Origin of the sequence: Comamonas koreensis (genome assembly GCF_014076495.1) — a bacterium.
Lineage (GTDB): Bacteria > Pseudomonadota > Gammaproteobacteria > Burkholderiales > Burkholderiaceae_C > Comamonas > Comamonas squillarum.
In genome coordinates, this window is sequence record NZ_CP043575.1 from 4,563,861 (window position 1) to 4,587,058 (window position 23,198).

The window sequence follows — 23,198 nt, forward strand, 5'->3', positions numbered from 1 at the left end:
GCGCTATACATTTTTCCACTGACCGGCATGATCACCCCGCCCGGATCAGGACCATGTTTTGCTTTGAAGGTATTTATGTCCGACAAATCGTCCCCCGCAGAAAAGGCCTCTGCGTACCGCGCCACCTTGAACATGCCCGACACCCCGTTTCCGATGCGCGGCGATCTGCCCAAGCGCGAGCCCGGCTGGGTCAAGGACTGGGAGGACCAAGGCATCTACAAGCGCCTGCGGGATGCGCGCAGCGGTGCGCCCAAGTTCATCCTGCACGACGGCCCGCCCTACGCCAACGGCAAGATCCACATCGGCCACGCCGTCAACAAGATCCTGAAGGACATGATCGTCAAGAGCCGCCAACTGGAAGGCTATGACGCGCTGTACGCGCCAGGCTGGGACTGCCACGGCCTGCCGATCGAGAACGCGATCGAAAAGCTCCATGGCCGCAATCTGCCCCGTGACGAGATGCAGGCCAAGAGCCGCGCGTTTGCGACCGAGCAGATCGGCCAGCAGATGGCGGATTTCAAGCGCCTGGGCGTGCTGGGCGACTGGGACCACCCCTACAAGACCATGAACTATGCCAATGAGGCGGGCGAGCTGCGCGCACTCAAGAAGGTCATGGAGCGGGGCTTTGTCTACCGGGGCCTCAAGCCCGTCTACTGGTGCTTTGACTGCGCCTCGTCGCTGGCCGAGTTCGAGATCGAATACGCCGACAAGCAAAGCCAGACGCTGGATGTGATGTTCCCGGCGGCCGACCCGGCCCGGCTGGCAGCCGCCTTTGGCCTGGCCAAGCTGGACAAGGAGGCCTTCATCGTCATCTGGACGACCACGGCCTGGACCATCCCGGCCAACCAGGCCCTGAACGTCAACCCCGATCTGGAATACAGCCTGGTCGATACCGAGCGCGGCCTGCTGATCCTGGCCAGCGCGCTGGTCGACAAGTGCATGGAGCGCTGGGGCATCGAAGGCCAGGTGATCGCATCGGCCCCCGGCAAGATGCTGGACCACATGCCCTTCAAGCACCCGCTGGCCCATGTGGACAAGGGCTATGACCGCATCTCGCCCGTCTACCTGGCCGACTATGCCACGGCCGACGACGGTACCGGTATCGTGCACTCGGCGCCCGCCTACGGCCTGGATGACTTCAACTCCTGCGTGAACAACGGCATGGACTACAAGGACATCCTCAACCCAGTGCAGGGCAATGGTGTCTATGAGCCCGAGCTGCCGCTGTTCGGTGGCCAGCACATCTGGAAGGCTGTGCCCGTCATCCTGGACGCGCTCAAGGTTGCCGGCCGCCTGATGGACACCAAGACCATCACCCACAGCTACCCGCATTGCTGGCGCCACAAGACGCCGGTGATCTACCGCGCCGCCGCCCAGTGGTTCATCCGCATGGACGAAGGCGAAGGCGTGTTCACCGACCCGGCCCAAAAGCCCGCACAGACCTTGCGCCAGATCGCGCTGGACGCCATCGAGCACACCAGCTTCTACCCGGAAAACGGCCAGGAACGCCTGCGCGCGATGATCGCCGGGCGCCCCGACTGGTGCATCTCGCGCCAGCGCAGCTGGGGTGTGCCCATCCCCTTCTTCCTGCATGTGGACACCGGCGCGCTGCACCCGCGCACGATGGAGATCCTCGACCAGGCCGTCGAAATCGTTGCCAAGGGCGGCATCGAGGCCTGGAGCCGCGTGACCGGTGAAGAGATCCTGGGCGCCGACGAAGCCAAGCTCTACACCAAGAGCACCGACATCCTCGAAGTCTGGTTCGACTCGGGCTCGACCTTCTGGCATGTGCTGCGCGGCACCCACGCCGAGCACCACCATGACAGCGGCCCCGAGGCCGACCTGTACCTGGAAGGCCATGACCAGCACCGCGGCTGGTTCCACAGCTCCTTGCTGCTGGCCTCGGCCATCTTTGGCCGCGCGCCTTACAAGGGCCTGCTCACCCACGGTTTCACTGTTGACGGCCAGGGCAAGAAGATGTCCAAGTCGGTCGGCAACACCGTGGCACCGCAGGATGTGAGCAACAAGATGGGCGCCGAGATCATCCGCCTGTGGGTGGCCTCGACCGACTACTCGGGTGACCTGGGTATAGACGACAAGATCCTCGCCCGCGTGGTCGATGCCTACCGCCGCATCCGCAACACCTTGCGCTTCCTGATGGCCAACATCAGCGACTTCGACGCCGCCAAGGATGCGGTGGCCTACGAGGACATGCTGGAGATCGATCGCTGGGCGCTGGCCCGCTCGGCGCAGTTCCAGGCCGAGCTGCTGGCACACTACAAGGTCTATGAGTTCCACCCGGTGGTGGCCAAGCTGCAGCTGTTCTGCTCCGAGGATCTGGGCGGCTTCTACCTGGATGTCCTCAAGGACCGCCTCTACACCAGCGCCGAAGGCAGCCTGGCGCGCCGCTCGGCCCAGACCGCGCTGCACCAGATCACCCAGGCCATGCTGCGCTGGATGGCGCCCTTCCTGTCCTTCACCGCCGAAGAGGCCTGGAAAATCGTCGGCAGCAGCGAGACCATCTTCCTGGAGACCTTCTGCGACCTGCCCGCCGGCGACGAAGCCCTGCTGGCCAAGTGGGCGCGCATCCGCGAGATCCGCGATGTGGTCAACAAGGACATCGAAACCCTGCGTGCCGATGGCAAGGTGGGCGCATCGCTGCAGGCCGAAGTGGCCATCAGCGCCCAGCCCGAAGACCTGGCGCTGCTGCAGACCCTGGCCGACGACCTGAAGTTTGTGCTGATCACGTCGGCCGCCACGGTGGCCGCCGGTGATGCGCTGAGCGTGGCCGTCAACCCATCGGACAAGGCCAAGTGCGAGCGCTGCTGGCACTACCGCGACGATGTGGGCCAGAACCCGGCCCACCCCACCCTGTGCGGCCGCTGCGACAGCAACCTCCATGGCGCGGGTGAAACCCGCCTGATGGCCTGATGAACGCCGCCGCCACCCCTGCTGTGGGCAGCGCCGGCAAAGGCCGGTTTGTGCTGTGGCTGGTGATTGCTGCGGTGATTTTCTGGCTGGACCAGTGGAGCAAGGAATGGATCCTGGCCCACTACCAGCTGGGCGACTACACCACGATCACTGGCTTTTTCAACATCGTGCGGGCGCACAACCCTGGCGCGGCCTTCTCGTTCCTGGCCAGCGCCGGCGGCTGGCAGCGCTGGCTGTTCACCGGCATTGGGGTGGTGGTGACGGCCGTCATCGTCTGGCAGCTCTACCGCCACAGCCACAAGGCCCTGTTTTGCCTGGCGCTCAGTTGCATCATGGGCGGAGCCATCGGCAATGTGGTCGACCGCATGCGCCACGGCTATGTGGTTGACATGCTGGACTTCCACTGGATGGGCAGCCATTTCCCAGCCTTCAACCTGGCCGATTCGGCCATTTGCCTGGGCGCCTTCTTGCTGATTCTGGACGAGCTGCTGCGCATGCGCCGGGGCGAAAAGGGCTGATCAGGCTTTCCGCCGCATCTATAGTCAATACCCAGGCACCGCCCTCGCCATGCGACGGCGGTGTTTTTTATCGGGGGCCTACCCGCCTCCGCAACAGCCGCTGCCAGGCGCCCATCACCGCCTGGCCTGCATAAAAAGAGACACATTGGCATTCGCCCTACAGCGCAGCGCGCTTATCAGGGGTATAGTGTCCGGTTCGCCTTATGAAACACTTGCTCAATCTTCTTGCCGCCATTGCGCTGCTGGTGTGGGGCTCTCATATGGTGCGCACAGGGGTGCTGCGCGTCTTTGGCGCCAACCTCCGCAACCTGCTGGCGCGCAGTATGAGCAACCGTTTTACCGCGATGCTCTCGGGCATCGGGGTCACGGCCCTCGTCCAGTCCAGCAGTGCCACCTCCCTGATGACCGCGTCCTTCGTCGGCCAGGGCCTGATACCGCTCACCGCCGCCTTGTCGGTCATGCGCGGCGCCGACGTGGGCACCGCCTTGATGGCGGTGCTGTTCTCCACCGACCTGTCCTGGCTCTCGCCGCTGCTGATTTTCTCGGGCGTCGTGCTGTTCATCTCCAAGCAGGATTCCACGCCCGGACGGGTGGGCCGCGTCTTTATCGGCCTGGGCCTGATGCTGCTGGCGCTGCGCCTGATCGTCGAGGCCACCGAGCCGCTGCTTGCGTCCGAGGCCGTGCGCACCCTGCTGGTCAGCGTCAAGAGCGACTTCTTCATGGAGCTGCTGCTGGGCGCGATCCTGGCTGTCATCGCCTACTCGAGCCTCGCCATCGTGCTGCTGATCGCGGCCATGGCCGCGTCGGGCGCCATCACCGGCGATATGGCCCTGGGCCTGGTGCTGGGTGCCAACCTGGGCAGCGGTGTGCTGGCCGTGCTGCAAACGGCCAAATCCAGCATCGAAGTGCGCCAGGTCACCATTGGCAACCTGGTCTTCAAGATCATGGGCGTGGCCATCGTCGCGCCCTTCGTCGGTCTGTGGTCTACCTATGCGATGCCCTACATCAATGATGCGGGCCGCTCGGCGGTGCTGTTCCACCTGGCCTTCAACATCCTCAACACCCTGGGCTTTATCTGGTTTACCGGCGTGATCGGCGATTGGATGCGCAAGCTGCTGCCCAAGGAAGAAGCCAACAAGGGCCCCCAGCGCCCACGCCACCTCGACGCATCGGCCCTGTCCACCCCGTCGCTGGCCATCTCCTGCGCCGCGCGTGAAGCGCTGCACCAGGCCGATGTGGTCGAATCCATGCTGATCGGCCTGCACAACGTCGTACAGACCGACAACCAGCAGCTGTCGCAAGACCTGCGCAAGCTCGATGACACGGTCGATGAGCTGTACTCGGCCATCAAGTACTACATGACCAAGATCTCGCGCGCCGAACTGGACGAACGCGAGAGCCAGCGCTGGACCGAAGTGATCAACTTCACGATCAACATGGAGCAGATCGGCGACATCATCGAGCGCGTGCTGACCGACGTCGAAAACAAGAAGATCAAGAAGCGCCGCCAGTTCAGCAAGCAGGGCATGGAAGAGATCAACGAGCTGCACGCCCACCTGCTGGACAACCTGCGCCTGGCGATGAGCGTGTTCCTCTCGGGCAATGTGCGCGATGCGCAAAAGCTGCTCGAAGAAAAAGCGCGCTTCCGCGACCTGGAGCTCGCCTATTCCGCCTCGCACCTGGAGCGCCTGTCGCACAACACCGTCCCCAGCATCGAGACCAGCTCGCTGCACATCGACCTGATCAGCGACCTCAAGCGCATCAACTCGCTGCTGTGCTCGGTCGCCTACCCGATCCTGGAAGCCGCTGGCGCGCTGGCCCACAGCCGCCTCAAGGACGACCCGGAGCCCGCCCGCCACTGAGGCGGCGGGCCGGAATTCGCATACAATCCCTGATGCTGCGAGGCGACCACTCCGCCCAGCAGCCTCCAGGAAGTTTGGCAGAGTGGTCGATTGCACCGGTCTTGAAAACCGGCAACCCGAAAGGGTTCCAGGGTTCGAATCCCTGAGCTTCCGCCAGAACAGCAAAAGCACCCCAGCGAGGGTGCTTTTTTCTTGCCCATTTTCGGGCTCTTGCTCTATATTCGGCAACGTGTTACGCTGTGTTTACTGTTGTTATATCCAGTACCCGCACAAATCCTGTAACCGCTCAATCTAAATTTTTATGGCCTAGATGTTGGCCTATAGATTTGCCTCATGCCGAAAAGAATTTTAGAAAAGACTGCCCTCGAAGTGTCTCGCTTGCGAGAGGAAGGTGCCCACGCCGTTGGCGGTGTGATGGGTCTATACCTGCAGATCATTGGCGGGTCGCGCGTATGGGTCTATCGGTACACGCACCAGGGCTCACGCCGGCGCATGGGCCTGGGAAGTTATCCCGCAGTGGGCCTTGCTGCAGCCCGCGAAGCTGCGCGCGCTGCGCTGAACCTGCGCATGGGCGGCAGCGATCCACTGCAGGCACGCGCAGAGTTGCGCGAATCCGCTCGGCTCGCCGTTGCCCGACAGATGCCATTCGCTCAAGCTGCCGATCTTTTCATTACCGAGCATGAAGCCACCTGGAAAAATATCAAGCACGGGCAGCAGTGGCGCAACACCCTTGAGAAGTACGCTTTTCCCATTTGCGGCCAGCTCAACGTGGCGGATATCGATCAATCTCATGTGCTGAAAGTTCTGGCCCCAATCTGGCACACGAAGACAGAGACCGCCAGCCGTGTGCGGGGCCGCATCGAGCAGATCATGGATTGGTCAACTGCGCATGGCCACCGGTCCGGCGCCAATCCTGCACGGTGGCGTGGGCAGCTGGAACACATCCTGGCCGACCCCAAGAAGATCGCCCCGGTTCAACATCACCCGGCTGTTCCATTCGCCGAGCTTCCGGTTGTGTATCAACGCATCTGCGGTGTGAAAGGGGAGAGCGCACGCGCACTGCAAATGCTCATATTGACGGCCACCCGATCCAGCGAACTGCGCGGCATGCGTTGGGGCGAACTAGACCTTTCTACCGGCATATGGCAGTTGCCAGCCGCCCGCATGAAAATGGATCGGCCACACCGGGTGCCACTGCCTCGCCAGGCGGTTGCGCTGCTGCAGCAGCGGAAGCCGGGCGCGCCGGATGATCTGGTGTTTGCGTCCAATCGAGGGGGGATGCTCTCTGATATGGCCCTGACCGCAGTCATGCGCCGGCACCATCCCGAGGCGGTGCCGCATGGTTTCCGCTCGACCTTCCGCGACTGGGCGGGCGAATGCACCCAGCACCACCGGGATGCTATCGAGCTTTGCCTTGCGCACTCCATCGATACAAAAACAGAAGCCGCGTATAGACGCGGCGATATGCTGGAAAAAAGGACGGTGATTATGCAAGAGTGGGCCGACTATGCGGCCCCTGCGCAGCTCAACCTGTAGTGCTGCCCGCTTCTGCCCCCTCCCCACCCCAAGCCTTAGGGCAGCTCTCCAGCCAGGTCACAATCTCGCTGACCAGCCAGAACAGCTTTTGGGGCCCCGCCTTGCGCGGGTGTGGGAAGCCGTGGTTTTCGATCAGGTTGCGCAGCGTCATTTCGGCTACGTCCATTTCTGCCAGTACTTCTTCTTTGTTCATGCGGTAAATGCCCATGGCCATTTCTCCCTAATTGCGCTTCGTTGATCCCGCTGGTATTCCCGAGCGGGAATATTCAGCGGCCAGGCCTACCACTTAGACCATTTCATTCCCGCTCGGGAATTCCACAGGCCTGATTACATCGGCGCTCACCGTGCCGGCCATCACCTGCTGCGACAGCAGGCGCGCACCAGGCTCAAACCTTCGGGCCAGGTTGGAGTAACTGCAAAACAGGTCAATGCTGATATCGGCGGCCAGCGACAGCTGGGCGCCCCAGCTGGAATCCCAGCGGTGCCCGTCCACCGCCATTTCCACCACGGTGGCCAGCGCCTGGTGCAGGCCTGGCCGGTTGTCGCCGGCCACCGGAATGGCTCGCGCAATTTCTGCGCCCATCCCAAGCAGGTAGGCCAGGCGGGCCAGCAGCTCAGTCTGGTTTGATTGGTGATCGGCCTGCACGCAGTGCAGCCCCACGCTGGTGTATTCGGCCTCCATGTTCTTGCGCACCATCAGCGCCATCATCGGCGCCGCCTTGCGGTAGAGTCCGCTCTTCATGGCGCGGCTGTGCAGTTTCGTCATTGCTTGCTGCCTTCCTGGGCTGCAGCCATGGCGGCGTTCTCTATATCCGCGACTGCCTGGGCGGCTGCCTGCGATCTCCAGCAGCGTGCGTCCCCGCCTTTTCCGAGCATTACCTCTCGGCTTCGGAAGAACACGCTGTTATGGCGAATGAGCTGCCAGCGTTCACCACTCCGTGTGCGGTGCGAGACAGGCTCCCAGGCACTAATTTTGGTTTGCACTGTATTCATGCTTTGCCGCCTTCCTGGGCTGCAGCCATGGCGGCGCGGTGTTCCCGGTCGCGGTCGGCATTGGTTTTCAGCGGCAAAGATGGGTTTTGGTGCCAATAGTGCTCATGCACCCAATAGCCAAACATCGTGACGCCATACCGCCCGAAGCCGCAGCTCTCAACTACGCCAAGGTTTGCCAGCCGCTTTACGGCATCCTTGCCGATATCGAAGCTCTCGTCGTCTTCTGTCGTTTCTATGAAGCGGTGCAGCAAGTGCTGGTCGGATTGCTGCAGGTACGCAATGGGCGCATCAGCGGGCTGGGCCTTGGGTGCTGTGTCGGCATCGCGTTCTGCGTACATGCGACCATCAGCCACACCGGCAAGGTATGCGGCCTTTTCAGATTCCGAGCGCGGCTTGAGCTCGCTGCACATCTGTAGCGCCACCTGCTCGGCCTGCGCCTCTGCCGGTGCTGCGGAAAGGGTCGCAAGTGCAGCTCTAGCATCGGCCTCACTGGAGTATGCGGCCATCACGCAATACGCTGGCCGTTCGCCGCCGTCGTCAATCATGAGGCTGGCAGTGATCGCTTTTGGCGGCTTTCCCAGGGCTACAGTCGTCAGGACAGCGATGGCCTGGGTTTCTTCCCTACCAGCCCAGTACCCAGTCCGGAACTGCTCCCCGTTGCCAGTCCAATACATGATGCCGCGCTGCTTGGTTTGACGGGCCAGGCCCAGAGAGACTGCGGCCCGGTCGGCTACCTGCTCTCGCGCCCAGCGAGCTTTCATTTGCTCTGTGGTTTCATTTTTTTCCATGATTAGATCCGCTCCATAAGTTCTTTGATGACCTTGGCCGCTACTGGGGGGCAGACTGCATTGCCCAGCATATGCACGGCTTGCTTGTGTGTTTCTGGCAGCTGGTAGTCGGCGGGGAAACCCATAGCTGCGCGGCACTCATGGCGCGTCAGCATGCGCATGCGCTTGCCATCGACAACGGCCCAGCGGTCGCGCGTTGTGATGGTGCCGATGGGTCGGCGCAGGCTTCGCCCGGTTTCTCCGCTGCCGCTGCCGTAGTACGGCGCCAAAAACCTGTCACCGTGGCGCGTCCGGCCTGATGCGATGCGGGCCAGGGTGTTGATGGATCGGCCAGGACGGTCTATTGCGCTCCAGCTGCCTGCGCCGAAGTCCACAAAGGTTTCAGCGTGAAGTGCGTCTTGGGCGGGCAGCGACAGCCGCAGCGGTGCCTTGCTTCGCGTTCCCACCAAGAACAGCCGCACACGGTTCTGCGCAACGCCGTGGTCTGCTGCATCCAACACATGGGGGGCAAGCGAGTAGCCCAGAGTGGCCAGCGCAGCAGCCCAAGCAGGGTAAAGGCTCCACTCCAAGAACTCCGGCACGTTCTCAACAACAAAGGCTGCAGGTCGGTGAACCTCTGCGGCGCTCACTACCGCCCATGCAGTACTGCGGCTGGCATCGTGCTGCGGGTTTCCATTGGCCTTTCCCCTCGCCTTGCTATGCCCCTGGCAGCAAGGACTGGCAAGCATCAAGTCGTGCGCCGGCACCAGCTGCCAGTTGGCTTGCTGTAAGTCCTGGCAGATGTGCGCAGCATGAGGGTGGTTGGCTGCGTGGTATTGCACGGCCAGGGGCCAATGGTTCGCAGCCCACACAACAGGGACTCCAGCCATAGCCGCGCCAGTGCTGAAACCACCCGCGCCTGAAAACAGATCGATGGCGTGCATTGCTCAGTCCTTTCGCTCGACACGCAGAACGGCCTTGCCGGTCACATGGCGGGCCTTGTCGGCTGCGTCCTCGCTGCTCGCGGCTTTGAGGTGGATGCTGTCTACCAGCTTGCTGCCTTCCTCCCCCTCCAAGTCCCAGGTGCTGGCGGTGCGGGGATAGACGAAGGCGCGGTAGCTGCGCATGGGTTGGATTTCGGTGGTGTGTCGCATGGTGTTGGTCTTTCGGTGGTTTCAGGCAACCAGGCGCAGCTGGTTGGGGTTCTCGTCCGGGTTGGCCACGGCTTCGGTCTTGGGCTTGCGGCGGCGCTTGGCCTTGGCGGCGTCGGTGGCCAGGCGCTCGCGCTCGGCCGCAAAGACTGCGGCCAGATGGCTGGCGTCGTGGCCGGTGCCCACGTAGGTGCCGGGCTTGCGCTGGTAGGTGTGGGTGCGGGGCTCGGTGCGTTTTGCGTTCATGGCTGTTGCTCCTAAAAATCAAATCCACAGCCCATAGCGGCCATCGTTGCCCCGGGCTTGTTGCTCTTGAAAATCCTTGGCCAGCACGGCGCTGCGGCCTGCTACCTTGGGGTGCTTGAGATAGGCGTCTACCCACTCGCCACCGCGCGCATCCTCGCGGCTGGCTGCCAGCAGAAAGCGCACCTCGCACTGGTGGCGGTGTCGATCGGATTGCGCGCGGTCGGTGTTCATCTGTCGGCCCTTAGAGATTCATGAATGGATGGCGCGCTTGGGCTGCGCTCACGCTTTGCAACTCCAGGCCCAGCACCTTCTTTTTCAAGGCATGGATTTCCGCATCCTTTGCAGCAATGGCGCCGGCCATTGCCACCACGTCGCGCGCCTGTTGGTCGCGTACTCGTTTAAAGCCGTCCACCACCTGCTTGGCTCGGTCGTATGCGGCTGCGATCTGTTCTTTGTTCATGGCTGTTGCTCCGCTGGTCAATGCTGCTTATCGCAAGCCGCTTTGCGCTTTTCATCGAGCGCTTCTTTGTTGGCGGTGATGACTGTTGCCAACTCGTCGGCATAAGCTGCCCCTGCCTCGGAACCCATCGCCGCACACATATCGAACAAGGTGTACGCGGTGAATTTCTTCAACACTTCTAGGCCCTCGACCGATGGTTGGGGGTATGCCTTGATGAAAACAGCCTGAGCTGCATCACCCATTGCTCGCACGATTTCGATTGCTTTGGTATCTGGCTTTTCTGACATTTGCTTTACTCCTGTGGTTGCTGGTTGCGGGGGGAAAAATCGGCGCGCTTTAGGCGCGGGTGGGTCAGGCCGGCGATCAGGCCGACAAGCAGGCGCTCATCTGTGTCGGCAATCTCCAAAATCTCGCGCTTCATGGCCTGGCGGGCCTCGGGGCCGTCTTGCATGTCGTCGCACACGCGGCGGCCTGCATCCAGGGCCTGCTGCAGCAGCGGGCTGACCGCGCGCATGCGGCGGCCCGCCTGGGTGGTTTTGGCGGTGGTGGTTTTCACTGCTGGGCCTCCATTTGCCGTAGGCGGCGGAAGTAGTCCAAGGTTTCCTGGGGATAGGTGGGCGCTTTTTCGCGCTCGCTGACGCCCAAAATGGTTCGGCGCAGCTCGCCGGTGATGCGGGCCGTACAGTTATTGAAACCAGTCCAAGCGCGCGCCTGCGGCGCGCGGGCCTGTGCCGTGCCAGAGCCCTGCGCTTGTTCTGCTGCATCGCCGTTTTCGGCGGCGTCAAAGTCATGGGATGCATGCGTGCTGGACTCACCAGCAACGGGCACCCAGGCAATGCGCCGGCTCACCAGCCAGCGGCCCGACATACGGCCCTTGCGCGGTGTCAGGCCGACGATGCGGCCCACCATGACTTCTTCGCCATATTTGTTGACCTGGCCGTCTTCGACCATGCGGTTGACGGTTTTCAGGTGCCAATCGTCGCGGCGGCGTGCGTGGCCGCCCATGGCCTCCATGAACACGCGCCAATCAGCCTTGATATCTCCGTGGCGGTGGCAGGCACGGTATGCGCGCATGGTCAGCTGATCACCTTCTTTGGCGAACAGCTCCAGCTGGTCATGGCTCACACGGCGCAGCTCACGCCATGCCGTCACGCTGGGCATGCCAATGGTTTGGAACTGGCGGATGCCCCAGCAGGCAGCCCATGCGTCCACACGCTGGTGGCCCTGGCTTTCCTCGGCGCCAAAATCCATCGCGATCTGTTGGCCGTTTACCAAGTCTTGGTGTTCGGCCAGCGCAATGTGCCCAACGCTCTTGGCGATGTACTTAGCCACATAGCCAGCGGCCCCGCCCCTGTCCATGCGCTTTATGTCGACACGGTTCTCCTGCGCGCCTCGTTCGCTTCCATCTTCCTGCAGCCAGTACTGGCGGATAGTGCTTTCCAGCAGCTGCGCATGTTCTTGCGTCTCTGTCCACAGCAGTGCATGCCAGTGCGGCGTGCCGTCGTGATGTGGCTCAGCAACACGCAGGCCGTAAATCTTGACGCCCTTGCGCCCGAGCTTCGCCCGCACCTTGGCCCAGGTGTCACACAGCCAGCTCTGGCCATCGCGCGGGGTGGCGCCTTTGTACTTCTTGTTGTGGCGTGCTTTGCCATTGCGCAAGGTCACTGGGTGGAACTTGCTGGGTAGGGTCAACGTCAGGAACAGACCCACATGCTGATGGCTGTCGGCGTATTCCTCAGCACCGCGCACTCGCGTCATCAGCTCGCCGCCGCGCACAGCGGGGTTGGCCGTGCCCAGGGCCGCCAGCTCGGCCAGCGTGTACACCTGGCCCGCCTCATTGCGGTACAGGCTGCGCGCCAGGGCCTCTGCGTTGCGCTTGATCTGGGCTTGTCGGCGCACCAGTCCGCCGTGGCTGATGTAGCGGCCCCTGGCCAGGTTCACCAGGCCCAGGCGAATGGCGCCGGCCTCCACCACACGCGCAACGCGCCGGCGCAACTTGCGGCGCCACCACGCGTCATCGCACGCGCGCTTGATGGCCGCCTGGATCTTCTGCTTTACCAGCTCTTGGCTGGGGCACTTCTTGAGCTTGAATAGCGCCTCAACGTCTTCTTCGTTCAGGGCGCCGCTGGTGTTCAGCATCATGCGCAGTGCGTGGCCACGGTCAGCCAGGCTAAAGCCCGCGGACTCGCAGCCGTCCATGAATTCATCCACCTGCGCGGCCAACCGCTTAGCCCAGGCGCATATCTCGAAGTCGCTCAGGTTCAGGCGCGCCGCATCGCCATACTCGTCGTCAAATTCAGCGATCTGCTGCAGCTTGTCCCACGCCTGCGCCCACTCGGGTGGGGCTTCCAGGCTGTGGTCAACGGCCGTGCCTACGCCCAGGTGTGCCCGAATCGCATCTTTCCAGCCATCGGGCGCAGCCTCCACCACACGCTGCACATGGTGTTGCACCATGTGCATGCGTGGCTTGTTGGCCTCCCAATCAGAAAGTCCAGCAGTGGGCAGAGTGCGCAGGATGGCCGGCATGGTGTGCTTACTCCACCGTGCGCAAGGTGAGCGCGTGCAGGCGGCCAAAAAGGGATTTGGCTTCGCGGATGGTGAACTTGACCGCCTCGCGCTCGGCGGGCGGTATCTCCTGCCAGCTGCGACCGGCCAGGTAGTCGATGGTTTCCATGTTGCCCATGCCGCCCGCCATCATCAGGATGACGCGCCAGGACACGGGGATGCTGGCCCACTCCGCGTGGTCGGCGCCGGCGTACATGCCCCGGCTGGCCTTCTCCACAAAGAAGTCCCGGTTCTTCATGAAACGCGCACGCTCACGCCGTGGAATGCCCTTTTCAGGCGGGCCGACGAATTCAGCGCGCGCAGGCGCCTTGGGGAACAGGTCAAGCTCTGGCGCCAGGTATTCCACCTGGGTCGCATCCACCACGGGCAGCTTTCGCAGGCCATAGGGCAATGCGGCGGCTACTGCGTTGGCTTCGTCCTTGTCTTGCTTCATCCCGCAGACCTCAAGCCAAATACACCGTGCAGCCGCCGCGCAGGCAACCAATGCGCTCCAGGTAATCGAATGCGCGGTCGTAGGCGGCACCAATGCCGGTAGCCAGAATGCAGCGGGCCTTTTGCTCGCCGTCTTTTAGGTAGGTCATTTGGAAGGTACGCATTTGCTGATCCAAGGTTTTTTTGGGCAAAAAAGCCCCTGCCAGGCCCGCAGGCCTTGCAAAAATTGATTGGTTTGGGTGTGTGGTGGTGGCCGCTATTGAGCGGCTTTGGCGCTAGCTGCTAGCGCCTGCCGGCTTGTCGCCTGCGAACAGATCGCCGGTCACCGGCTGGGTGTACATCGCGTCATGGGCTGCCTCGCCTGCGTTGTCGAGTACCACGCGCATCATGTCGCGGCGCACATGGGTGGATAGCGGCAGATTCACAGTGGGGTCAGGCGTTGCGCTGGGGCTCAGCGTGCGCACAATCTCAGTGGTGGCCACAAAGGTGTGACCGCATTCCACATTGGTGCATTGGTAGATGGTTTCGCGCATCGTGGCGCTGACCGGCTTGCTGGTGCGGATTTCGCACGTTGCCTTGCAGTGGGGGCACTCCATGCGGGTGCCCTCCATGCGCAGGCGGCGGCCCGTGTGGTTTCCGCGCGGCTTGCGCAGCTCGGCCTTTTTCAGCTCCGCCTTGTGCAATGCCTTTTGTTCTGCTGTGGTGTGCATCATGGTGTGCCTTTGTGCAGTCGATTTAGCCACTTTTGAGCCGCTCAATAGCCGCTCATTGCTTGGCAAAGAATTGCACCTGACCGCGCTGCTGCTTGTACTGCTGCAGGCCCAGCAGGTAGACAAAGCGCAGGAACGGCGCGGCATGCTCCAGGCCCAGGCTGTGGGCCATTTCCATGGCCTTCTGCTGCTCAGACGGGAAAATGCGCAGACCGGCCAGCACGTTGGGGTGCTTGGCCGCTTCACCTTGGGGCTTCTCGTCAACGCCGCTAGCGAAGAAGTACTGCAGCTGGTCTTCTTGGGCCTGCAGCTTTTGCCAGCCCATCAAAAACACGGTGCGCAGGAAAAAGCCACGGTTCCAGCACTTGGCACCGGCCAGCGCGTCGGCCTCCTGCATTTCGCGCTCAAACAGACGCATGCTGGTCAGTTTCTTGACCGGCTGCTCTGCCTTTGCCACCAAGGCGCCCGGCTTGCGGACGCGCGCCAGTTGCGTCAGGCGCTCACGTTGGATTGTTGCTGTTGTCATCTGCGCTCCCGGCTTTTGCCGTTGTGTTGTTAATTGCCAGCTGCGGGCCTGGCCGCTTGCCGGTCATGGCCGCCACCATGGCGTCTAACTGCCTGCGGTTGAGCTGCTCTATAGCCGCTTCAATGCTTGGCAGCTGCATCGCCTGGCGGTACAGCTCCAGCTTTGCCAGCTGGTCTTTGCTGTAGCCGATCTGCTCGATGGAAAGCTGCATGGGTCATTGCCGCTTGTGTTGTGCGCGTGCCGCCAATTAGCAGGCGGCGCCGGCGCTTTGTTGGTGGTTCATGTCGCCCAGGCCCAAGGCCTCAAGCTCGGTATCCACCCGGCGCATGGTCATGTCGTAGACCAGCGTTGCCGGTTCGGTTTTCAGGCGCAGGGCCATCACTTCCAACATGGCCCAGTCCTCTGGGCGGAATCGCACGGTCTTCTTGGCCGTGCGTGCGTGATCCGGGTTCTTGTATGCCATTTGCCAAGCCTCCCCGCCTACGGCGGTGTCGTGTACTATCCCCAGAAGGGACGTAATTTGGTGTTACGGCTGCATGATATTTCTAAATTTAGAAATTGGCAAGAAATTTATGGAATCTAGCAATGATGATTACGATATTTCGTCCATCAAGACGGAAATTGGTAATCGCTTGAGGGAGGAACGGGAGCTGCAGAACATGAAAGTGGCTGATCTGCAACGCCCCGGCCTATGGCCAGCGACCACCATCTACGGGTGGGAGAAGGGCATAGCGACCCCGAAAGCCGAATACCTTGGCCACCTCCAGAATCTGGGATTTGATGTTGCGTACATCATCACTGGCAAGCGCACGAAGAACACATCTTCCCAAATTCAGGACGTATTAGCCCTCAGGCGCCCCGGGCTCACAGGCCCCGCGCCCACCCCCGCCCATTCAGAAGACACGCTATATGTGCCTCTTCTCAGCGCCACCGGAAGCATGGGCCCAGGCACCGAAGCGCTGGCCGCCGATGTTGTGATGGGAGATGTGCCTGTATCCCTTGTCTGGGTGCAGATGAACTTACCCCGCAGCCGGCCCGAGGCCTTGCGCCTGGTGCACGCCTACGGCGACAGCATGCGCGGCACCCTGGAAAGCGGCGACTTTGCCCTGGTGGATACCGATATTCACTCAGTCGATATCGATGGGGTATATGTGCTTGAAGCCCATGAACGACTGTTCATCAAGCGCGTGCGTCAGCGCATGGATGGCAGGTACGAGATCAGCAGCGACAACCCGGCAATCAAGCAGACCGACATTCTGAACGGCGGCCACGAAGTGCGGATCTGCGGCATGGTGGTGTATGGGTGGAACGGGCGCCGTTTCTAAAATCAAAAAATCTTCAAGGGGAATCTATGGCTATCGTTTTTTGCAGGGAGTGCAAAAAGGAAGTATCAGACGCAGCGGCAACTTGCCCTCACTGCGGAATCACCGAACCAGGCAAGGGGGCAAAGCCAAAGCCAACCACCAAAGACACAATGGTGGGCTTGCTGGTTGTGTGTGCAGTAGTCGGCGGCCTAGTGTTCGCTTGCTCAGACAGCAAAGAGGAAAAGGCAGCCGCTGCTGCGAAGGTTGAGGCAGACTCCGCCGCTTGCAAAAAGGATCTGCAGTGCATTGGAGACAAGGCAAGCATGGTGGCTGCGCGCCCTTGCGCTGCTGCGATTGAGCGCCTGGCCAGAGGAGAGGTTACCTGGACTGATGGAACGCTAGGCACCAAGTTTCCTAATTTCCGTTGGCTTAACGACAGCAAAGCGCAGGTCACCCTCTTGGGCGACAAGGTGCAATTTGTGAATGGCTTTGGAGCCAAGATCAATATGAAGTACTTTTGCCAAGTCGATATGTCTGGCAGCACCCCCGTCGTGCTGAATGTGAACGCCGCAGAAGGTCGGTGGTAGAAGCCCGCCAAACAAAAAGCCACTCAAGAGTGGCTTTTTTCATGCACGGCCACTTTCAAGGCGCATTAAGCACTATTCATCATCGTCGTCATCCGGGTCGGTTGTGCGCGTAGGCGCGTCATCTTCCCCGTTCCGCTCCATCTCCAGCTTGGTGGTAAAGCCGCCATCGCCGCTCAGTTCGCTGGTCACCGTTTTGATCAGCCAATCTTCGCCATCGATCTCGGGTTTAAAGCCGCTGACCTTGACGGGCGTCTGCACCGCCAGCGCCGGCTGGCCGATGGCCAGGCTGATCTGCAGCGTGGCCTTGCCGCGCACAATGCGGCCCATCTCTGCCTGCGCAGCGGCCAAGGCGTCGGCCTCGGTGGCGTAGGTGTCTTTGAGGGTTTTCAGGTTCGTTTCAGTGCCTGCGATAGAGGCCCGACGCTGGCTTTTGTTGGTGTCCCCCCAGTAGGCCCGCACACCGCTGTAGCTGTCGCGCTCGGAACTGTTGTAGCTGTGCTGGTCGCCGGCGCGGCGGGTCATCACCACAGCGGGCATGGCCTTGCCGCTGGCGGTCGCTGCGCCGTTGATCGGCAGGAACAGCAGCACGCCCTTTTTGACCGTGGCCACGGCGTCGTGCTGGCGGCCAATGCGGGTCAGAAAATGCACCGGGCTTTCGTTGGTCTGGTCGATGTGCTGTACGCGCTTGCTGGCCAGGCTTGCGCCCACCTTGGCCTCCATCCCGTTGGCCTTGGCAATGTCCTGCACGATCTGGCCCAGGATGGTGTCGTGCCAGCTGTTGCTGGTGCGGCTGCGCAGGCCCTTGCCCAGGTTGGCACTGCGGGCGCGGATGTTCAGCACATCTGGCGTGCCGTTGTGGCTGATTTCGTCCACGGTGAATTCGCCCTTGTCCACCAGGCCGTGGCCCACCCAGCCCCAGCGCAGCGCCACGATGGCGCCCTTTGGGGGAATGGCCAGCTTGCCATCATGATCGCTCAGCTCCACATCGAGCTGGTCAGCCTCTTCGCCGCGGCTCTCCGTCAACGCAATGCGGATCAAGCGCCCGTTGATCTTGGGCGTTATGTCCTTTCCGTTGATGGTCAGCAGGTACGTGGGCTGGCGGTAGTCGCTGCCGGCGTCCAGCGCTTCGGGTTGTTGGGTCGTGTCTGCCATTGTGGCCATCACCATTTATCGTCGTCGTCTTCGTCACTGAGCCACCAGTCCCAGGGGTCGCCGCCATACCAATCGTCATCCCCTGCACCGCTGTCTGGCCCGGTGTCCAATCCGCCAGATGGGTCAACCTGCTGTGCATCCACGCGGGCCAGCGATAGGGTGAACTCCACCTTGCGCGCAGCACCTTCGCGGATGAAAACGCTGCGCGTCGTGTTCAGGCTCTCGATCACCCATGCCCCCAGCGCCTCGCCGGTTCCGGTGCACAGGTTGTAAGCCTTGCCCGCATCAGCCATATCAGCCAGGCGGTCAAGGGCCTTGCGGTCGCCCATGAACTCGGGCACCTGCAGGCCGGTCAAAGTGATCTTGTCTTCGCCTGGCCCCACATACTGGCGCGCTGGCCGGTCGCCCACCCGGCTGCTGCTGGGGTGGCGCCATTCCTGGCTGCGCTGCAGATCGTTGTATGCCAGGGTCGAGAGGCCAAATACAAATTGGCCCAGGGCTGCCATCATGCTGCGTTACTCCTAGTCAAGGTCGGTCAGGCTGCTGCCACGTCGGGCGGCCTTTTGCCGTTCCAGTCGCTCAATCTCTGCCCGCACAGCGGCGCCGATCTCGTCGCCCTTGGCGTTGCCCTGCACGGTGATGTTGATGATGTAGGTGCTGGCACCGCCGCCCGAAGCTGTGCCACCCACAGGGGCTGGTGCCGCCATGCTCGCCATATCTGGCATGGGCAGCATGCCGCCCATCGGCAAGGCCATGGCGCCCATGGGCACCAGGGTGGCGGCGGCCATGCCCAGCGCGGCATTGCGCACCAGGCCGGAACTGCCAGCAATGCCCTGCGCGGCGCCCTCGCCCACGTAGCCGCCCAGCTCAGCAAACACCCGGCTTGGACTGTGTATGCCCAGCCTTTCTTTGAACCAGCCAATGCTGCTGCTGGCCACTTCGCCCACGGCATCGCGCACGGCCGCAATGCGGCTGGTGATGCCGCTGACCAGGCCCTGAATGATGTTGGCGCCCGCGTTAAAGAACTGGCTGGTAAGCCCCATGACGGCCTGCAGGCCACTGCCAATGGCAGAGGTCAGGTCGGCCCACAGCAATTTTGCGCCACCCACCACATCGTCCCACCGCTGGTAGAGCATGGTGGCCGCCGTAATGACTAAGCCGATAGGCCCTAACAGGCGGAGAAATACCGCGCCAAATCGCAAGATTGCCGGTATGTAGAGGGCCACGCGGGCACCAAAGGCCCCCAGCCACTGACCACCAAAAGTAAAGGCACTGCCCACCAAACGCATCGCTGTGCCAATGTTGGCAAAGGACAGCCCCAAGCGCGCAAACATAAACCGAAGGATCGCGCCTTTGGCAAGCATCAAGCCCAGCGGAATCAGCAGCGCACCCATTGCCCCCATCAAAAGGCCCGCGCCCACCACCAGCTTTAGGACGCCGCCCACGATAGCCGGATTGGCTTGCATCCAGGCGGTGAACTTCTCCAATAGCGGGTTCAGCGTCTTGTAGATCTCCAGCAGCGGCGTCTTTAGCTGCTCGCCTGCCACTGCCATGCTGTTGAAGAGGCGGTTCTGCTCCGTCAAGGTTTGGGCCGACAAGGTGGAGTTCCTAGCGCTGGCCTCCTTTGCCATGCTGCCCTTCCCCTCAGGCCCATTAGCCAGGTTTCTCTGGCGCCTCAATTCCTCAGGCTGCTGCACCAGCTTGGCCAGCGTGTCGCTATGCTCAAGTCCCACCAGCTCGGCCATGACGCCAATTTGGTTCTTCTTGGGCAGCTTGGCGATGGCAGCCGACACCTTTTCCAAGGTGCCCGCAGCGTCTTTGGCCATACCGTTCTGAATCTGGGCAGGCGTCATCCCAATCTCGCCCACCGCCGCCTTGAACTTCTTAGTTCCCTTGGTCGCAGCTGCGAACTTGGTGAATATCGCATTGATGGCCGTGCTCGCAGTTTCCGCGCGCTCGCCCAGCGTCAGCAAGGTGCTGCCCAGCGCGGCGGTGTCCTCGGCAGAGATGGCCACGGTGGACGCCACACCACTGGTGCGGTTCAGCACATCAATGATGTCAGCACCTTTGCTGATGGCGTTGTCATCCAAGTAGTTGATGGCGTCGGCCAAGCCCCGGATCTCCGTCACCGGGCGTTTGAAGTTCTTCGCCACCTTGCCCATGCTCTCGGCGATCTCGTCCGGCACGGCGTCAAACGCCGTCGCCATCTCGCTGGCCAACTCCACAAAGGTGGCCAGCTCGCCGGTGGGCACCTCCATGCGCGCGGCGGCGGTCATCATTTCCGCAATCTGCACGGTGGTCTGCGGCAACCTGGTGGATAGGTCGCGCACCTGGGCTTCGGCCTTGCGGTAGACCTCGGTCAAGTTGCCCGCTTCGTCGCGCGCACCCTGCACCTGGCGCGCAATGCCCAGCATGGCGTCTTCGTGCTGCATGAAGGCGCCCACGGGCTTGAGTCCCATGTCCATCACCTTCTTGCCGCCATACATCGCTGCACCGCCCGCTGCGGCCATGGTCGCGCCCTTGGCAGCCATGGCAGAGGCTTTGCGCTGGGCTTCTGCCAGGCTTTTGAGCCGCTCGCGCTGCTTGGTGATTGCCGCTGTTGATGCCTCCATGCGCGTGCGTAGGTTGCGCTCCTGCTCGGCCAGGCCCGATGTGGCCATGCCCGCCTGCGCCATCTTGTCGCGTAGGCGCTGGGTGGTCTGGGTTTGATCCTGCAGGCGGCTTTTGAGCGCTGCAGCTTCGGCCTTGGCCTTCTCAAACTTACGCGCCATGCCGGCAGTGACATTGCCCGCCGCGTCATGCTCCAGCGCCATGGCCTTGACCTTGGCCTGCTGGCTGGCCAGCTCGGCACGCAGGCCTGCGGATGCCTTGACGCTGTTGCGGAAATTGTTGATAAGCCCGTGCTGCGACTCCATGGCCTTGAAGTCGCTGTGCAGCTGCTTGATCTTGTTGGATGTGGCAGCGCTTCCCGCCATCACACGTTTAAGCGGGCCAGTCACCTTGTCCACTGCCTGCAGCAATACCTCTAAGCGCAGTTTGTTGACCATGCTGCCCCTCTTTTCATCGTTTACCGGCCTTGGCCTCCTGCTTTTCGTTGTAGCGCTTGATTGCTCGATTGCGCCATTCGCTAAGCTCGGCCGCGTCCATGTCCCACATATCTGCTGGCCGCCAGTTCCACAGCTCGGCCAGGTCGACCATCATGTCTTCGACCGTGTTTACTCCGGCTCGGTCGGCGCCGTTGCACCAGTCAAAAAATAGCCAATCTCCGTCGCCATCGTGATCAGGTCAGCGATATCCATTTGGTAGACCTCGCTCTCCATCAAGGTGGGCACGGTGATGCGGGGAAAGATTTTCGCCAGCGCGTCAGTCTTCATGTTCATCACTTCAACCAGAAGCAGCCCGCGCAGGTCACCCACGCTGGGCTTCATAACCTGCACTTCGGTGATGGTCTGGCCACTGCGAACAATCGGTACCATCAGTTTGACGGTGGACGACTTACGCGCGGTTGTGATGGCGGGCTTGGTTTGCTCAGCTGTTTGCATGTTCTTCTCCGGGTTATCAAAAAGACAGCGGGCGCACGGTTTGATGCGCGGCCCGCTGTTGGAACTGGGCGGCCCCTAACGAGACACGCCCAGCAGCTTGGCAAAGCTGCGTTGGGTTGCGGGCTTAGATGGTCAGGGCCGCTCGCACAGCGGCCAGGTTGTCCACGCCGTCAATGATTTCGATCATGTTCACGAAGTCGATCTCCACAATGGTCGTGCCGTTCAGCACTTCCTTGTAGTAGCTCAACTCCATCTTGTAGGTGTGTTCGGTGGTCTCACCCACTTTGGCAGAGCCCTTGTCAATCTCGCTGATGCGGCCGCGCGCAACAACTTCGACAGCGTCCACCTGGCCGGTGTCCTCGGCGTCGAGCGCACCGGCAAAGCGCAGCATGGTGCCGTCATGGCGGCCCGAGCCAAAGCCACTGTGGCTGCCATCGGCCCAGCCGCCCATCTTGTATTCCATCGACATGGCTTCCATGCCAAAGTCTTGTTTGACAGGGCCACCCATGCCGCCTGCTTGGTAGTCATCCATCTTGCGGGTGAGTACGGGCAGATTGAGCTCGGGCACCTCGCCCAGGTAGCTGATACCGTCTTTGAAGACAACGTAGTTTTTGAGTTTGCGGGGCAATGCCATGGTGTTGCGTCCTTATGCGTGGTGGCGTTGTGGCGTTCTGGGTGCGCTTACAGGCCCGTGGCCACGCGCTGGGCGAAGTCGCCCCAATACTTGTCGGTGATGCGCTGGACAAAGCCCAGATCCTCCAGCGGCGGGATAGGCGTGTAGTCGTAGTCGATGGTGAGCTTGCCCACCTTCAACGTCTCGGTGGCATTCACCTCGGTATCGAGCCACGCAGAGCCGCCCAGGATGTAGCCACCGTTCTTGAGGCTGCGCAGGCGGCTGCTAATGCCCTCGATGATGTCCTTGGCCAGGCTCGGATGCATGGGCTTGTCCACCGCCCAGAAATGCCCCTCGGCCATGGTGTCGGCCAGCACATGCGCAGTGCGCACCGCGCTTTCAAAGGTGAATTCGGTTTCAATCGAGCAGGTGCGGCTGCCCCACAGCCGGTAGCCATCCTGCGCAATCCAGGTGGTCACCTTGCCTTCATTGAGCAGGTCGGTATCAGTGGCAGTGCTTTGCAGGTCAAAGAAGACAGCATGCTCCAGGCCGGTGATGCCGTTCAGCGGCACATTGGAGATGGTTTTGTGCCAGCCCTGCTCTGTGTCAATCTTGGCGCGGGCGCCCAGCGCAAACGCCACAGCGGGCACCACCACGCTGGCCTTGGCGGTCGAGTCCCAGCGCATCACGTTGGGCCAGATGGCCATGGTTTCTCGCTTGCCGAAGCCTTCGGCGTAGGCAATCGCCTCGCTCACATCCTGGCAGCCATCGCAATACACATAGGCCATGGCGCGCAGCTTTTCAGCGGCTGCGGTCAGCGCCTCGGCCACGGGCTTGGTGTCCAGGCCTGGGGCGCCCAGGATGCGCGGCTTTACCTTGAGCTGGGACTGTGCATCCAGCAGCGCCTGAATGCCGGTGCGCTTGCCGCCGATGTAGTCGCCCACCACCTTGCTGGTCTGGTCAGCCATTTTCTCTTCGTCGGTTTCGCCCACACCCTCGGCCACGCGCACCACGATGATGACGGGGCGCACTTGGTCGGCGATGATGGCCAGCGCCTGGGGCAGCGTGCCGGTGCTGCCCGCTGCTGCCTGGGCCTTGCTGATGCTGCTGAACAGTACGGGCTTATCCAGCGGGAAAACAGCCGGGTCTGCATCGGGGCCGGTGGCCACCAGGCCAATGACCGCGGTCGATGGAATGCGCAATTCAGCGGTGCCGCCCGAGACTTCGACAACGCGCACGCCGTGGTGGTAATTGGCCAGGTTTCCTGTCGCCATATTCGGATACTCCAAAGGGTGAATGGGTG

30 protein-coding genes and 1 tRNA gene are annotated in these 23,198 nt (G+C 62.0%); 7 read left to right on the plus strand and 24 right to left on the minus strand.

The annotated features are described in order from the left end of the window. The first annotated feature begins 75 nt into the window (after positions 1 to 75). The 5 genes from ileS (at position 76) to F0Q04_RS20835 (ending at position 6,847) form a co-directional block, all read left to right on the plus strand. Positions 76 to 2,931, plus strand: a complete 2,856-nt coding sequence (gene ileS, locus F0Q04_RS20815) for an isoleucine--tRNA ligase (protein WP_182343287.1) — start codon at positions 76 to 78, stop codon at positions 2,929 to 2,931. Further along, positions 2,931 to 3,449 (plus strand): signal peptidase II, encoded by a 519-nt coding sequence (lspA, locus tag F0Q04_RS20820; RefSeq protein WP_116927007.1) that lies wholly within the window; start codon positions 2,931 to 2,933, stop codon positions 3,447 to 3,449. The genes ileS and lspA overlap by 1 nt, the downstream gene beginning before the upstream one ends. Positions 3,450 to 3,652: 203 nt before the next feature. After that, entirely contained in the window at positions 3,653 to 5,311 is a 1,659-nt protein-coding gene (locus tag F0Q04_RS20825; protein WP_116927008.1) for a Na/Pi cotransporter family protein, read from the plus strand. A gap of 68 nt (positions 5,312 to 5,379) precedes the next feature. Beyond that, positions 5,380 to 5,467, plus strand: a tRNA-Ser gene (locus F0Q04_RS20830). 177 nt (positions 5,468 to 5,644) lie between these two features. Beyond that, positions 5,645 to 6,847 (plus strand): tyrosine-type recombinase/integrase, encoded by a 1,203-nt coding sequence (locus F0Q04_RS20835; protein WP_182343289.1) that lies wholly within the window; start codon positions 5,645 to 5,647, stop codon positions 6,845 to 6,847. On the opposite strand, the gene F0Q04_RS20840 is transcribed toward F0Q04_RS20835, so the two are convergent. The 17 genes from F0Q04_RS20840 to F0Q04_RS20920 all read right to left on the minus strand — a co-directional run bounded on the left by F0Q04_RS20840 (position 6,837) and on the right by F0Q04_RS20920 (position 15,160). Next, positions 6,837 to 7,055, minus strand: coding sequence for a helix-turn-helix transcriptional regulator (locus F0Q04_RS20840; protein WP_182343291.1), 219 nt, complete (start codon positions 7,053 to 7,055; stop codon positions 6,837 to 6,839). The genes F0Q04_RS20835 and F0Q04_RS20840 overlap by 11 nt on opposite strands. A gap of 78 nt (positions 7,056 to 7,133) precedes the next feature. Continuing rightward, on the minus strand, positions 7,134 to 7,613 hold the full coding sequence (locus F0Q04_RS20845) for a hypothetical protein (RefSeq protein ID WP_182343293.1): 480 nt from the start codon (positions 7,611 to 7,613) through the stop codon (positions 7,134 to 7,136). A 223-nt stretch (positions 7,614 to 7,836) separates the two neighbouring features. Then, the gene (locus tag F0Q04_RS20850; protein WP_182343295.1) at positions 7,837 to 8,628 is read right to left on the minus strand and encodes a hypothetical protein; all 792 of its coding nucleotides are present in this window, start codon (positions 8,626 to 8,628) and stop codon (positions 7,837 to 7,839) included. A gap of 2 nt (positions 8,629 to 8,630) precedes the next feature. Then, the gene (locus tag F0Q04_RS20855; RefSeq protein WP_182343297.1) at positions 8,631 to 9,551 is read right to left on the minus strand and encodes a DNA cytosine methyltransferase; all 921 of its coding nucleotides are present in this window, start codon (positions 9,549 to 9,551) and stop codon (positions 8,631 to 8,633) included. 3 nt (positions 9,552 to 9,554) lie between these two features. Further along, positions 9,555 to 9,761, minus strand: a complete 207-nt coding sequence (locus F0Q04_RS20860) for a hypothetical protein (RefSeq protein WP_182343299.1) — start codon at positions 9,759 to 9,761, stop codon at positions 9,555 to 9,557. A gap of 21 nt (positions 9,762 to 9,782) precedes the next feature. Then, positions 9,783 to 10,004 (minus strand): hypothetical protein, encoded by a 222-nt coding sequence (locus tag F0Q04_RS20865; RefSeq protein WP_182343301.1) that lies wholly within the window; start codon positions 10,002 to 10,004, stop codon positions 9,783 to 9,785. 18 nt (positions 10,005 to 10,022) lie between these two features. Continuing rightward, on the minus strand, positions 10,023 to 10,235 hold the full coding sequence (locus tag F0Q04_RS20870) for a hypothetical protein (protein ID WP_182343303.1): 213 nt from the start codon (positions 10,233 to 10,235) through the stop codon (positions 10,023 to 10,025). A gap of 10 nt (positions 10,236 to 10,245) precedes the next feature. Beyond that, positions 10,246 to 10,464, minus strand: a complete 219-nt coding sequence (locus F0Q04_RS20875) for a hypothetical protein (RefSeq protein WP_182343305.1) — start codon at positions 10,462 to 10,464, stop codon at positions 10,246 to 10,248. Between the two features lie 17 nt (positions 10,465 to 10,481). Continuing rightward, complete coding sequence (locus tag F0Q04_RS20880) at positions 10,482 to 10,751, minus strand: hypothetical protein (RefSeq protein WP_182343307.1); 270 nt, start codon at positions 10,749 to 10,751, stop codon at positions 10,482 to 10,484. A 5-nt stretch (positions 10,752 to 10,756) separates the two neighbouring features. Further along, a complete protein-coding gene (locus tag F0Q04_RS20885; RefSeq protein WP_182343309.1) occupies positions 10,757 to 11,020 on the minus strand; it encodes a hypothetical protein in 264 nt (87 codons plus the stop codon). Continuing rightward, complete coding sequence (locus F0Q04_RS20890; RefSeq protein ID WP_232539425.1) at positions 11,017 to 12,924, minus strand: replication endonuclease; 1,908 nt, start codon at positions 12,922 to 12,924, stop codon at positions 11,017 to 11,019. The genes F0Q04_RS20885 and F0Q04_RS20890 overlap by 4 nt, the downstream gene beginning before the upstream one ends. 73 nt (positions 12,925 to 12,997) lie before the next feature. Beyond that, complete coding sequence (locus tag F0Q04_RS20895; RefSeq protein ID WP_182343313.1) at positions 12,998 to 13,462, minus strand: hypothetical protein; 465 nt, start codon at positions 13,460 to 13,462, stop codon at positions 12,998 to 13,000. Positions 13,463 to 13,472: 10 nt separating this feature from the next. Beyond that, positions 13,473 to 13,625: a hypothetical protein gene (locus F0Q04_RS20900; protein ID WP_021025320.1), complete on the minus strand. Its 153-nt coding sequence runs from the start codon at positions 13,623 to 13,625 to the stop codon at positions 13,473 to 13,475. 111 nt (positions 13,626 to 13,736) lie between these two features. Further along, positions 13,737 to 14,174, minus strand: coding sequence for an ogr/Delta-like zinc finger family protein (locus tag F0Q04_RS20905; protein ID WP_182343315.1), 438 nt, complete (start codon positions 14,172 to 14,174; stop codon positions 13,737 to 13,739). A gap of 52 nt (positions 14,175 to 14,226) precedes the next feature. After that, positions 14,227 to 14,697, minus strand: a complete 471-nt coding sequence (locus tag F0Q04_RS20910) for a hypothetical protein (protein WP_182343317.1) — start codon at positions 14,695 to 14,697, stop codon at positions 14,227 to 14,229. Beyond that, complete coding sequence (locus F0Q04_RS20915; protein WP_116927382.1) at positions 14,672 to 14,908, minus strand: hypothetical protein; 237 nt, start codon at positions 14,906 to 14,908, stop codon at positions 14,672 to 14,674. The genes F0Q04_RS20910 and F0Q04_RS20915 overlap by 26 nt, the downstream gene beginning before the upstream one ends. Before the next feature lie 36 nt (positions 14,909 to 14,944). After that, positions 14,945 to 15,160, minus strand: coding sequence for a hypothetical protein (locus tag F0Q04_RS20920; RefSeq protein WP_182343319.1), 216 nt, complete (start codon positions 15,158 to 15,160; stop codon positions 14,945 to 14,947). 109 nt (positions 15,161 to 15,269) lie between these two features. Between F0Q04_RS20920 and F0Q04_RS20925 the strand changes: the two genes are divergently transcribed. Together F0Q04_RS20925 and F0Q04_RS20930 are read left to right on the plus strand one after the other, a co-directional pair. Then, entirely contained in the window at positions 15,270 to 16,022 is a 753-nt protein-coding gene (locus tag F0Q04_RS20925; protein WP_182343321.1) for an XRE family transcriptional regulator, read from the plus strand. Positions 16,023 to 16,048: 26 nt separating this feature from the next. Then, a complete protein-coding gene (locus F0Q04_RS20930) occupies positions 16,049 to 16,588 on the plus strand; it encodes a zinc ribbon domain-containing protein (RefSeq protein WP_182343323.1) in 540 nt (179 codons plus the stop codon). 72 nt (positions 16,589 to 16,660) lie between these two features. On the opposite strand, the gene F0Q04_RS20935 is transcribed toward F0Q04_RS20930, so the two are convergent. From F0Q04_RS20935 to F0Q04_RS20965, 7 genes are all read right to left on the minus strand, one after another. Beyond that, entirely contained in the window at positions 16,661 to 17,740 is a 1,080-nt protein-coding gene (locus F0Q04_RS20935; RefSeq protein WP_182343325.1) for a contractile injection system protein, VgrG/Pvc8 family, read from the minus strand. Between the two features lie 8 nt (positions 17,741 to 17,748). Further along, on the minus strand, positions 17,749 to 18,249 hold the full coding sequence (locus F0Q04_RS20940; RefSeq protein ID WP_182343327.1) for a phage tail protein: 501 nt from the start codon (positions 18,247 to 18,249) through the stop codon (positions 17,749 to 17,751). A gap of 12 nt (positions 18,250 to 18,261) precedes the next feature. Next, entirely contained in the window at positions 18,262 to 20,787 is a 2,526-nt protein-coding gene (locus F0Q04_RS20945) for a phage tail tape measure protein (protein ID WP_182343329.1), read from the minus strand. A gap of 13 nt (positions 20,788 to 20,800) precedes the next feature. Further along, positions 20,801 to 20,941 carry a GpE family phage tail protein gene (locus tag F0Q04_RS20950; protein ID WP_332839214.1) on the minus strand — a complete coding sequence of 47 codons (141 nt, stop codon included), beginning with the start codon at positions 20,939 to 20,941 and terminating at the stop codon, positions 20,801 to 20,803. Positions 20,942 to 20,955: 14 nt separating this feature from the next. Further along, complete coding sequence (locus tag F0Q04_RS20955) at positions 20,956 to 21,282, minus strand: phage tail assembly protein (RefSeq protein WP_182343331.1); 327 nt, start codon at positions 21,280 to 21,282, stop codon at positions 20,956 to 20,958. Positions 21,283 to 21,406: 124 nt separating this feature from the next. After that, complete coding sequence (locus tag F0Q04_RS20960) at positions 21,407 to 21,916, minus strand: phage major tail tube protein (RefSeq protein WP_182343333.1); 510 nt, start codon at positions 21,914 to 21,916, stop codon at positions 21,407 to 21,409. Between the two features lie 47 nt (positions 21,917 to 21,963). Further along, a complete protein-coding gene (locus F0Q04_RS20965; RefSeq protein WP_420093990.1) occupies positions 21,964 to 23,154 on the minus strand; it encodes a phage tail sheath subtilisin-like domain-containing protein in 1,191 nt (396 codons plus the stop codon). Positions 23,155 to 23,198: the final 44 nt, after the last annotated feature.

What these genes read in the sequence shown, in the direction of transcription:
- F0Q04_RS20825 (WP_116927008.1), top strand. Translation starts at nt 3,653, where the DNA reads ATGAAACACTTGCTCAATCTTCTTGCCGCCATTGCGCTGCTGGTGTGG.
- F0Q04_RS20840 (WP_182343291.1), bottom strand. Translation starts at nt 7,055, where the DNA reads ATGGGCATTTACCGCATGAACAAAGAAGAAGTACTGGCAGAAATGGAC.
- F0Q04_RS20935 (WP_182343325.1), bottom strand. Translation starts at nt 17,740, where the DNA reads ATGGCAGACACGACCCAACAACCCGAAGCGCTGGACGCCGGCAGCGAC.
- F0Q04_RS20860 (WP_182343299.1), bottom strand. Translation starts at nt 9,761, where the DNA reads ATGCGACACACCACCGAAATCCAACCCATGCGCAGCTACCGCGCCTTC.
- F0Q04_RS20835 (WP_182343289.1), top strand. Translation starts at nt 5,645, where the DNA reads ATGCCGAAAAGAATTTTAGAAAAGACTGCCCTCGAAGTGTCTCGCTTG.
- ileS (WP_182343287.1), top strand. Translation starts at nt 76, where the DNA reads ATGTCCGACAAATCGTCCCCCGCAGAAAAGGCCTCTGCGTACCGCGCC.
- F0Q04_RS20855 (WP_182343297.1), bottom strand. Translation starts at nt 9,551, where the DNA reads ATGCACGCCATCGATCTGTTTTCAGGCGCGGGTGGTTTCAGCACTGGC.
- F0Q04_RS20865 (WP_182343301.1), bottom strand. Translation starts at nt 10,004, where the DNA reads ATGAACGCAAAACGCACCGAGCCCCGCACCCACACCTACCAGCGCAAG.
- F0Q04_RS20940 (WP_182343327.1), bottom strand. Translation starts at nt 18,249, where the DNA reads ATGATGGCAGCCCTGGGCCAATTTGTATTTGGCCTCTCGACCCTGGCA.
- F0Q04_RS20870 (WP_182343303.1), bottom strand. Translation starts at nt 10,235, where the DNA reads ATGAACACCGACCGCGCGCAATCCGATCGACACCGCCACCAGTGCGAG.
- lspA (WP_116927007.1), top strand. Translation starts at nt 2,931, where the DNA reads ATGAACGCCGCCGCCACCCCTGCTGTGGGCAGCGCCGGCAAAGGCCGG.
- F0Q04_RS20900 (WP_021025320.1), bottom strand. Translation starts at nt 13,625, where the DNA reads ATGCGTACCTTCCAAATGACCTACCTAAAAGACGGCGAGCAAAAGGCC.
- F0Q04_RS20960 (WP_182343333.1), bottom strand. Translation starts at nt 21,916, where the DNA reads ATGGCATTGCCCCGCAAACTCAAAAACTACGTTGTCTTCAAAGACGGT.
- F0Q04_RS20850 (WP_182343295.1), bottom strand. Translation starts at nt 8,628, where the DNA reads ATGGAAAAAAATGAAACCACAGAGCAAATGAAAGCTCGCTGGGCGCGA.
- F0Q04_RS20945 (WP_182343329.1), bottom strand. Translation starts at nt 20,787, where the DNA reads ATGGTCAACAAACTGCGCTTAGAGGTATTGCTGCAGGCAGTGGACAAG.
- F0Q04_RS20910 (WP_182343317.1), bottom strand. Translation starts at nt 14,697, where the DNA reads ATGACAACAGCAACAATCCAACGTGAGCGCCTGACGCAACTGGCGCGC.
- F0Q04_RS20950 (WP_332839214.1), bottom strand. Translation starts at nt 20,941, where the DNA reads ATGATGGTCGACCTGGCCGAGCTGTGGAACTGGCGGCCAGCAGATATG.
- F0Q04_RS20890 (WP_232539425.1), bottom strand. Translation starts at nt 12,924, where the DNA reads ATGCACATGGTGCAACACCATGTGCAGCGTGTGGTGGAGGCTGCGCCC.
- F0Q04_RS20920 (WP_182343319.1), bottom strand. Translation starts at nt 15,160, where the DNA reads ATGGCATACAAGAACCCGGATCACGCACGCACGGCCAAGAAGACCGTG.
- F0Q04_RS20895 (WP_182343313.1), bottom strand. Translation starts at nt 13,462, where the DNA reads ATGAAGCAAGACAAGGACGAAGCCAACGCAGTAGCCGCCGCATTGCCC.
- F0Q04_RS20930 (WP_182343323.1), top strand. Translation starts at nt 16,049, where the DNA reads ATGGCTATCGTTTTTTGCAGGGAGTGCAAAAAGGAAGTATCAGACGCA.
- F0Q04_RS20915 (WP_116927382.1), bottom strand. Translation starts at nt 14,908, where the DNA reads ATGCAGCTTTCCATCGAGCAGATCGGCTACAGCAAAGACCAGCTGGCA.
- F0Q04_RS20955 (WP_182343331.1), bottom strand. Translation starts at nt 21,282, where the DNA reads ATGCAAACAGCTGAGCAAACCAAGCCCGCCATCACAACCGCGCGTAAG.
- F0Q04_RS20880 (WP_182343307.1), bottom strand. Translation starts at nt 10,751, where the DNA reads ATGTCAGAAAAGCCAGATACCAAAGCAATCGAAATCGTGCGAGCAATG.
- F0Q04_RS20905 (WP_182343315.1), bottom strand. Translation starts at nt 14,174, where the DNA reads ATGATGCACACCACAGCAGAACAAAAGGCATTGCACAAGGCGGAGCTG.
- F0Q04_RS20875 (WP_182343305.1), bottom strand. Translation starts at nt 10,464, where the DNA reads ATGAACAAAGAACAGATCGCAGCCGCATACGACCGAGCCAAGCAGGTG.
- F0Q04_RS20845 (WP_182343293.1), bottom strand. Translation starts at nt 7,613, where the DNA reads ATGACGAAACTGCACAGCCGCGCCATGAAGAGCGGACTCTACCGCAAG.
- F0Q04_RS20925 (WP_182343321.1), top strand. Translation starts at nt 15,270, where the DNA reads ATGGAATCTAGCAATGATGATTACGATATTTCGTCCATCAAGACGGAA.